This is a genomic window from Mycobacterium sp. (genome assembly GCF_019243155.1).
Classification (GTDB): domain Bacteria; phylum Actinomycetota; class Actinomycetes; order Mycobacteriales; family Mycobacteriaceae; genus Mycobacterium.
Window position 1 is genome coordinate 1 of the sequence record NZ_JAFAUS010000503.1, and the last position, 9,275, is coordinate 9,275.

At 69.1% G+C, this 9,275-nt stretch carries 7 protein-coding genes and 1 pseudogene; 1 reads left to right on the forward strand and 7 read right to left on the reverse strand.

The window, feature by feature from the left end:
• The 7 genes from murF to JOZ00_RS25350 all read right to left on the reverse strand — a co-directional run.
• Positions 1–1,145: UDP-N-acetylmuramoyl-tripeptide--D-alanyl-D-alanine ligase (gene murF / locus JOZ00_RS25320; protein WP_293349790.1), on the reverse strand; the 1,145-nt coding region annotated here is incomplete at its 3' end.
• Positions 1,142–2,701, reverse strand: a complete 1,560-nt coding sequence (locus JOZ00_RS25325; RefSeq protein WP_293349793.1) for a UDP-N-acetylmuramoyl-L-alanyl-D-glutamate--2,6-diaminopimelate ligase — start codon at positions 2,699–2,701, stop codon at positions 1,142–1,144. The genes JOZ00_RS25325 and murF, both read right to left, overlap by 4 nt.
• Before the next feature lie 197 nt (positions 2,702–2,898).
• The gene (locus JOZ00_RS25330; RefSeq protein ID WP_293349796.1) at positions 2,899–4,965 is read right to left on the reverse strand and encodes a penicillin-binding protein 2; all 2,067 of its coding nucleotides are present in this window, start codon (positions 4,963–4,965) and stop codon (positions 2,899–2,901) included.
• Entirely contained in the window at positions 4,962–6,158 is a 1,197-nt protein-coding gene (locus JOZ00_RS25335) for a hypothetical protein (protein ID WP_293349799.1), read from the reverse strand. The genes JOZ00_RS25330 and JOZ00_RS25335 overlap by 4 nt, the downstream gene beginning before the upstream one ends.
• Entirely contained in the window at positions 6,155–7,372 is a 1,218-nt protein-coding gene (rsmH, locus tag JOZ00_RS25340; protein WP_293349802.1) for a 16S rRNA (cytosine(1402)-N(4))-methyltransferase RsmH, read from the reverse strand. Before rsmH ends, JOZ00_RS25335 begins: the two co-directional genes overlap by 4 nt.
• The gene (gene mraZ / locus JOZ00_RS25345; protein WP_293349805.1) at positions 7,347–7,778 is read right to left on the reverse strand and encodes a division/cell wall cluster transcriptional repressor MraZ; all 432 of its coding nucleotides are present in this window, start codon (positions 7,776–7,778) and stop codon (positions 7,347–7,349) included. Before mraZ ends, rsmH begins: the two co-directional genes overlap by 26 nt.
• A 422-nt stretch (positions 7,779–8,200) precedes the next feature.
• Positions 8,201–8,602, reverse strand: a complete 402-nt coding sequence (locus tag JOZ00_RS25350; protein ID WP_293349808.1) for a DUF3040 domain-containing protein — start codon at positions 8,600–8,602, stop codon at positions 8,201–8,203.
• A gap of 338 nt (positions 8,603–8,940) precedes the next feature.
• On the opposite strand from JOZ00_RS25350, the pseudogene JOZ00_RS25355 reads away from it, so the two are divergent.
• Positions 8,941–9,275: pseudogene (locus JOZ00_RS25355) on the forward strand (GNAT family N-acetyltransferase); the annotation flags it as partial.

A 9,275-nucleotide genomic window follows, 5' to 3' on the forward strand; every position in this document is an offset into this window, starting at 1 on the left:
ATCGAATCGGGGTTGGCGTTGTAGGCGTCGTCGATCACGGTGACCCCGTCGGCGCGGGTGGTGACATGCATCCGGTGCCGCGACACCGGGCCCGCCTCGGCCAGTGCGGCCGCGCCCTGGTCGATGCTGGCGCCGCATTGCAGGGCAACCGCCCCGGCGCACAGCGCGTTGGTGACCTGGTGGTCGCCGTAGACGCCCAGTCGCACCTCGGCTTCGACAGCGCCTTGAGCGTTCATCGCGTGCAGGGTAAAGCGCGGTCTGGCCAGTTCGTCCAGCGACACGTTGTCGGCCCAGATGTCGCTGGCCCCGGATTCGGTCTTGTCGGCGCGGCTGACCCGGATCACCCAGGCCGAGGTGACATGGGCCATCGCCGCGACGGCTGGGTCGTCGACATTGAGGATGACTACGCCTGATGCTGGAACAGCTTGTGGCAGTTCGGATTTGGTCTGCGCAATGACTTCGCGTGAACCGAACTCCCCCAGGTGCGCCGTTCCGACGTTGAGGACCACCCCGATAGCAGGCGGGGCGATGTCGGCCAGCGCGGCGATGTTGCCGGGGTGGCGGGCCGACATCTCGAGCACCAGAAAGTCCGTGTCGCGGGTCGCGCGCAGCACCGTCCAGGGATGGCCCAGCTCGTTGTTGAACGAGCCGGGCGGGGCCACCACCTCGCCCAACGGCTGCAGCACCGCGGCCACCAGGTCCTTGGTCGACGTCTTACCCGACGAGCCGGTGATGCCAACGATCGTCAGCCCGCCCGCCACCAGCTCGGCGGCCACCGCCTTGGCCAGCTTGGCCAGCGCGGCCAGCACCGCCGCGCCCGACCCGTCGGTGTCGTGCTCGAGCACCCCGGCCAATCCGCCGCCGGCATGCTCGGGCTGCGGCGCGGGGGGCACCACGACGGCGGGAACGCCCACCGGTCGGGCCGCCAACACGGCGACCGCGCCGGCCTGCACCGCCGAATCCGCGTAGTCGTGCCCGTCGGCGCGGGCCCCGGGCAGCGCCAAGAACAGCGCGCCGGGACCGATTGCGCGGGAATCGAATTCGACGGTTCCGGTGACGTGGAGCTTTGCGGCCGCCTGCGGCGAGATGTCGGCCAGCGTGCCGCCCACGATTTCGGCGATCTGGGCGACGGTCAGGTCGATCACGACGGGGCCCCTAACGCGTTGAGGGCTTCCGCGAGCTCCACCCGGTCGTCGAAGGGCCGTGTTTCCTGGGCGCCCTTCTGCCCGGTCTCGTGCCCCTTACCCGCGATCAAAACCACATCGCCGGGGCTCGCCCAGGCGACGGCGTGCCGGATCGCGGCGCGCCGGTCGCCGATCTCGACAACCTCGGCCGCGTGTGCGATTTCGGCTGCGCCCGCCAGGATCTCGCGGCGAATTTCCGCCGGATCCTCACCGCGCGGGTTGTCGTCGGTGACGACGACCAGATCGGCCAGCTCGGCGGCGGTCGCACCCATCGGCCCCCGTTTGCCCGGGTCGCGTTCGCCGCCGGCGCCGAACACCACCGCCACCCGGCGGCCCGGGCGCGCCAGGGTGGTCAGCACCGCGCGCAGCGCGCCCGGCTTGTGGGCGTAGTCGACCAAAGCGAGGAAATCCTGACCGCGGTCGATGTCTTCCATCCGCCCGGGCACCCGCGTTTCGGCCAGCCCCGCCGACGCCTGCTCCGGAGAAACCCCCACGGCATTCAGAATCGCCAGTGCCACAAGGCAATTGGCGACGTTGTAATGGCCGGGCAGCCGGACGCCGACCCGGTGTTGCGCGCCGGTGGGGTCGACGACGGTGAACTGCTGGCCGCCGGCGCCCATCGGTTCGATGTCCACGGCCCGCCAGTCCGCGGAGCGTCCGTCGGCGCTGACGGTGATCGCGTCGCCGGCCCGTTCCGCCATGGCGCGCCCCGCCTCGTCGTCGACGCACACGACGGCCTGGCGCGCACGCAGCGGCGAGTTCGGGTCGAAGAGCAGCGCTTTGGCGTCGAAGTAGTCCTGCATCGTGGGGTGGAAATCCAAATGGTCGCGCGACAGGTTGGTGAAGCCGCCGACGGCGAACCCGGTGCCGTCCACCCGACCCAGCGCCAAAGCGTGGCTCGACACCTCCATCACAACGGTGTCGACGCCGCGTTCGGCCATCGCGGCGAACATTGCCTGCAGTGCGGGGGCCTCCGGTGTGGTCAGCGCGCTGGGGACGTCGGTGCCGTCGATGCGGATGCCGATGGTGCCGACCAGTCCGGCCACCCGCCCGGCCGAACGCAGACCGGACTCGACCAGGTACGTCGTGGTCGTCTTGCCCGACGTGCCGGTGATGCCGATGACCGTCACGCGGTCGGAGGGACGTCCGTAGACCGTCGCGGCCAGGACGCCGAGCACGCTACGGGGCGCGGGGTGAACGAGGGTGGGCACGGCTCGTGCGCCCATCTCGGCGACCCCGGCCGGGTCGGTGAGGACCGCGACGGCTCCGCGCGCGACCGCGTCGTCGGCATACCGCGCGCCGTGCGTGGTAGCTCCCGGCAGGGCGGCAAAGAGGTCACCGGGACGCACGTCCTGGCCGCGCAGCGTGACTCCGGTGATGGACACGTCGGGAACGGTCGCGCCGCCGGCCGGCAACGCCTCGACCTGTGCCGCAAGGGCCGACAACGGAACCCCCGCGACGACGTCGGGGCGCAGCCCGGCGGGCACCGACACTGTCCACCACCTCTCGTTCGCCATGATCAGCCATGACACCCTACCGAGGAGTGGCGGGCAACGCGGTCCTCCCGCGCCCATACAGGCCGGTTAGGGGGGCCTTACGTGCGTCGAGCAGCGCACGCCATCCGCAGCCATGCCACCGCGGCACCCGGCGGCGACCTCCTGATCCCGGCAACCCAGGAAGAAATCGACGCGCGCAACCGCGCCTTCAACGCCGCTTAGGTGGCCTGCAGCAGCAACGGCGGACCGGGATCCGGTGACAGCGGCACGTTCTCGCGTTGCATGAGCCAGCCGGCGACGTTGTGGAACAACGGCGCCGCCGAGTGACCAGGCGTCCCGTCCGCGTTGCGCTCCGGGTTGTCCATCATGATGCCGATGACGTAGCGGGGATTGTCGACGGTTGCCATGCCGGCGAACGTGATCCAGTAGACGTTGTCGAAGTAGCAGCCGCAGGCGGGGTTGATCTGCTGCGCGGTGCCCGTCTTGCCGGCCATCTGGTAGCCCGTCACCGCGGCGGCGGATCCCGTGCCCTGCTGGTAGCCCATCGGGTCGTGCTGCACGACCGCTCGCAGCATGTTGCGCACGGTCTGCGCGGTCTGCGCCGAAACCACGCGGACGCCTTCGGGACGCGGCTCCTCGGTCCGAGTGCCGTCGGGAGCGATGGTGGCCTTGATGATTCGCGGCGGTACCCGCACCCCGTCGTTGGCGATCGTCTGGTACATGCCGGCCATCTGCAGCAGCGTCATCGAAAGTCCCTGGCCGATAGGCAGGTTCGAGAACGTGCTGCCCGACCACTGGTCGATCGGCGGGACCAGCCCGGCGCTCTCACCGGGCAGCCCCACATTGGTGCGTTGCCCCAGGCCGAACTTGCGGACCATGTCGTAGAAGCGGTCCGGACCCACGCGCTGTGCCAGCATCAAAGTGCCGACGTTAGAAGACTTTCCGAAGACGCCGGTGGTGGTGTACGGCATCACGCCGTGGTCCCAGGCGTCGTGAATCGAAACCCCACCCATCTGAATGGTCCCGGGCACCTGCAACACCTCGTCGGGGTTGGACAGGCCGTACTCGATCACCGACGACGCGGTGATCACCTTGTTGACCGAGCCGGGCTCGAACGGTGAGGACACCGCCAGGTTGCCCAGTTGCTTGTCGCCCTGTTTCCCGAGGTCTTGCGACGGGTCAAAGGTGTTGTCGTTGGCCATGGCCAGCACTTCGCCGGTCTTCGAGTCCAGTACGACCGCCGAAACATTGTGCGCGCCAGACAGGTTCTTGGCCTGCTGCACTTGCTGCTGGACGTAGAACTGGATGTCGTCGTCGAGCGTCAGCTGCACCGTCGAGCCGTTGACGGCGCGATGCCGGTTGCGGTAGCTGCCGGGGATGACGACGCCGTCGGATCCGCGGTCGTAGGTGACCGAGCCGTCGTTACCGGACAGCGAGGAGTCCAGCGCGTCCTCCAGGCCGAGCAGCCCATGACCGTCCCAGTCGATGCCCCCGACGATGTTGGCCGCCAACGATCCACCCGGATACTGGCGCAGATCCTGTCGTTCGGAACCGACTTCGGGATACTTCTCCGAAATCGCGCTGGCGATGGCGGGATCGACGGCGCGAGCCAGGTATGCGAAGTTGTCGTCACTCTGCAGCTTCTTCAGCACGGTCGTCGAGTCGGGCTTGTTGCCGAGCCGGGTCGAGACCTCGTTCGCGATATCCCGCAGCCGCTGCTGGGGATCCGGGGCGGCCGGGTTCTTGGCCCTGGCCTCCTCCAGCTGCTTGCGAATCCGCTTGGGCTGGAACGTCAACGCGCGCGACTCAATGGTGAAGGCGAGTTGATCCTTATTACGGTCGATGATGCTGCCGCGCACGGCCTTTTCGACGTCGGTGACCTTGAGCTGTCCGGCGGCCTGGGCGCGCAGCGCCGGGGCGTTGGTCACCTGCAGCGCGAACAGCTGGGCCGCCGCCACCACCATCAGCACCAGGATGACGACGTTGCCCGCTCGATGGCGGAACACGAAGGATGCGCCGCGGCTACCCATCTGCACGAGTTGCCGGGTGCGACGCTCCTTGGCCGAATGCCCCGTCGCCGTGTCGGGCCGCTGCGCCGGGCCGACGCCTTTGGCCTGCTTGACTTTCCGGAACCGCTTCGGCTCCCGAACGTCGCGGCCCTGTTGAGCCGGCTGCGGACTGCGTCGCCGCTTCGACTGCCGGGTGTCCTTGGCTTCCTGTGCCTTACGGGGACCGCGCGTCGGCCCCTGCTCCCGGCCCTTCCGCTTGGACTCGCCGCGGCTCATCTGGGAGCACCCGGCGTCGCACCGGCGACGGGACCCGGTGCCGGAGCGACGGGTAGCAGGGCTTGCGGGGCCGCCGGCGGCGTCCGCGGTTGCACCGGCACCGGCACCTCCGCGGGCAGCGGAGCGGGCGCGGGCGCCGGGATGGGCATGCCGCCCAACGGAATCGGCACTTCGGCGGGTCCTGTGGCCGGTGCCGGACCGACCGGCAGCGGCAGGCCGGGTGTCGGCATGCCGGGCAGCTGCCCCGTGGCCGGACCACCGGGCATGCCGGGCAACGGTGGTCCGCCGGGCATGCCGGGCAGCGGCGCCGTCACGGGCGCACCGGGCGCACCGGGCAGTTGGGGAGCAGCCGGCGGCAGGTGCTGCCCACCCACCGTTGACGCACCGTCAGGAGCGCGCAGCAGCGCCTCGGGCCCGGACCTGGCCGGGGCCGGTGCGCCGGTACCCGGTTGCACCAGAACCGGAACCTCCGCGGGAACCGGCGGCGGCGGGGGCGGCGCGTCGGGAATCTTGACGTTCAGCGGCGGCGGTGGAACGCCGTCCGCGGGCTTCGGCGATCCGACGACCACCCAGTTTCCGGACGCGTCCTGGACCAGATGCGCGGTGTCACGGGTCGGGATCATGCCCTGCTTGCGGGCCGCCTCGGCCAGTGCGGGCGCGGATTCCGCCTCGCGCACATCGCGTTCCAGCGATTCCTTCTGCTGCTGCAGCAGCCGGGTCTTCTCCCTGGCGTGGCTCAACTTGTAAGAACGCTCGGCGGAATCCGTGGACAACCAGAGCGTGAGGCCCAGCCCGAGCCCGAGCGCGCCGATGACCAACACCACGAACGGAACCTTGCTGATCAAGGTCCGCGGACGCAGGTCGATGGATGCCAGCCGGGTGGCCAGGCGCTCGCTCAGGCGGGGGCGAATAACCTTAGGCGCCTTGGCCTTCCGCGCCTTGGCCCGAGCCTTGGCCTGGCTGGTGTTCTTCGGCCGCGCCGGCCGCTCGACCGGACGGGCGATGGGGCTGGTCTGCGGTCCGGACCTGGGGCCGCGGGCTTCCCGCGCGGGAGCCGAGGTCTTTCCCGGCCGGGTGCGGCGCGCTGCCGCGGAATCGGCCGCTGAACGCCTTGTCCTGCTGACGGATCCGTCGCGCGGGGCCCGACGGTCGGTGCCGTCGCGCCGCTTCGGCGTCTCGCGCTTTGCTTTCATGAGTCGCCTTTCGGAATTTCTTGCTGTGCTTGCGTCCCGCGCGCGATTCGTTGCAACGCCCGTAATCGCACCGCCGCGCTGCGCGGGTTCCGTTCGACCTCTTCGTCGTCCGCGCGCTGTGCACCGTGCGTCAGCGAGCGGAATCGCGGTTCGTGGCCGGGCAGCTCGAAGGGGAGGTCCACCGGCGTGCGCGACGCGACCGCGTCGGCGAACAGCCGTTTGACGATCCGGTCTTCCAGAGATTGATAGGCGAGGACCACGATGCGCCCCCCGACCGCGAGCGCCTCCAGGGCCGCCGGAACTGCGCTGCGCAGCGAGTTCAACTCGTCGTTAACCGCGATGCGCAGCGCCTGGAAGGTGCGCTTGGCCGGATGTCCGCCGGTCCGCCGCGCCGGCGCCGGAATCGCTTGGTACAGCAGGGCTACCAGGTCCGCGGTCGACGTGAACGGGGTGCTGGTGCGCCGCGCGACGATGTGCTTGGCGATCCGGCGCGCGAACCGCTCCTCGCCGTAGCGGTGCAGGATGTCCGCGAGTGCCCGCTCGTCGTAGGTGTTGACGATGTCGGCGGCGGTCAGCGGTGACGACGGGTCCATCCGCATGTCAAGGGGCGCGTCCTGTGCATACGCGAAGCCGCGCTCGGCGAGGTCGAGCTGCATGGACGACACACCGAGGTCGAACAGCACGCCGTCGACCGATTCGCCTGCGGGGTAACCCGATTCGGCCAGGGCGTCGGGCATGCCGTCGTAGCGGGTGTGAACCAGCGTGACCCGATCACCGAACCGCGCCAAACGAGATCCGGCAATTTCCAAGGCATTCGGGTCGCGGTCGAGGCCGATCAGTCGCAGGCCCGGCAGGTCGGTGAGGAACCGCTCCGCGTGCCCACCCGCGCCCGTGGTGGCGTCGACGAGCACCGCATCCGATCCGTCCGCGTGCTGGCGAGTCAGCGCCGGAGTGAGCAGATCGACGCACCGTTGCAGCAGGACCGGGACGTGCCCGAAATCGCTCGAATTGTCAGCCACCGCAACACCTCCCCGGCTCTGGCGACACTCGTCGGTTCTCGGGTAGGCCCCGAGGGGCCAGAAAGGGCTAGCCCCTGCATCGAGGCCCCTGTCCGAAGGCACGAACCTGGCGTTGGGGAAGTACGCCAGGGTCGGTTCGGGCAGAGGCCACGTTGCACGGGCAAGCGCCTCAGATGATGTCGCCGAGGGCTTCATCGCTGGCCGCGGAGAAGTTCTCTTCGTGTGTCTGCTGGTAGTCGTGCCAGGCCTGCGCATCCCAGATCTCGAGGTAGTCGACCGCTCCGATCACCACGCAGTCCTTGGACAGTTGTGCGTAGCGCCGGTGGTCGGCCGACAACGTGATCCGTCCCTGAGCATCGGGATGCTGCTCGTCCGTGCCGGCGGCCAGATTACGCAGGAACGCCCTGGCCTCCGGATTGCTTCGCGAGGTTTTGCTCGCCCTGCGGGCCAATTGCTCGAACTCGGCCCTCGGGTAGACGGCGAGGCTGTGATCTTGGCTCTTGGTGACCATCAACCCCCCTGCCAGCGCATCGCGGAACTTGGCGGGCAACGTGAGCCGCCCTTTGTCGTCGAGTTTGGGCGTGTAGGTGCCAAGAAACACCTGCTCACCTCCCCGTTCGAGGTCACCCAAACACTTCAGCCACCATACCCCACAATCCCCCACCACGCCCCATTACTGGGGTGTCCCGAGTGAGTTTTCTGGGCCGTTCCAGGTCCGGGGGCCTTGAAGGCGTCATACAACGTGGCTTGAGGTCGCGCCGGCGGGCGGACTCGAGGACAGAAAACCGCACTTCAAATGGCAAAACGGTGCTCTGTGGGGCGTGGTGGGGAGCTTACGTGGGGCCGGGTGGGGCGCCCATCCTGGCGCACGACTCGTTTGCGGCTCGATTGGGATTCAGAACGGCATCGGCAGTCCCGCGCGTGTCGCTCAGCCGGTCGGGCGTGCGACGCTGCCGGGCGAGACAAACCCCGACAAACAAAAACGGGGCAGCCGGCGGCTACCCCGATCTGTATGAAGTCTCGCTATTCGTCGAAGCGACGACGGAAGCGATCCTCCATCCGACTGGTGAACGATCCCCCGCTCTTGTTGCGGCGCTGGCGCACCGCGCCCGGGGTCGGTCCGGAGTGGTCGGCCCGGCCGGACAGGCGCGGTCCGGTGATGGCGAACACCACCCCGGCGAACATCACGATGAACCCGAAGACGCTGAGAATCGGGAAACTTCCGATCATCGTGGCTCTGAACGCCACTCCGGAAACCAGCATCGCCAGGCCGATGAGGAACAGCGCCGCGCCCTGCAGGCGTCGGCGCGCAGTGGGCGCCCGCAACCCTCCGCCGCGGACGCTCGACGCGAATTTAGGGTCCTCGGCATAGAGAGCGCTCTCGATCTGATCGAGCATCCGCTGCTCATGATCGGAGAGTGGCATTCGTCCCTCCTTGCCGACAGTTTGGCACGTAACCATCGATAGCACGCTGATGCCCGTTGTGGGGGCAACTAATTGAAATGATACGAGGTCAATCTGCCCCATACCACTGGTTCCGCGCCGATTCTATCCCTGCTGCACCCCGACGCCCACAAAGGCCGCAACGGCGGTGCGCTACAACCGGCTTCCCGAACCGGAGCCGTCCGCTGGTTCGGTGCCACGACCGCTCGTCGGTCGACCCCACGGGGGTCCGATAATGGCGATGGCGGTCCGGGGCGACCCGGACCCCACGACAACGAAACGCGAAGCGCCGATCACGGGTTGAGGAGGACGGGCGCAAATTGGCGATATTCCTCATCGATCTGCCCCCCAACGATATGCAGCGCCGGCTGGGTGACGCGCTCACGGTGTACGTCGATGCGATGCGCTACCCGCGTGGCACCGAGGCCCAGCGGGCCGGGATGTGGCTGGAGCACATCCGGCGGCGCGGCTGGCAAGGCGTCGGCGTCGTGGAGACGGACGCGGCGGAGGCGGCCGGAGGCATCGAGAGCCCGCCGGCCGACGAACTGAGCAACGCGCCGTTGCTCGGCGTCGCCTACGGCTACCCGGGAGCGCCCGGGCAGTGGTGGCAGCAGCAGGTCGTGCTGGGCATGCAACGCGGCGGCTCGCCGCCCCA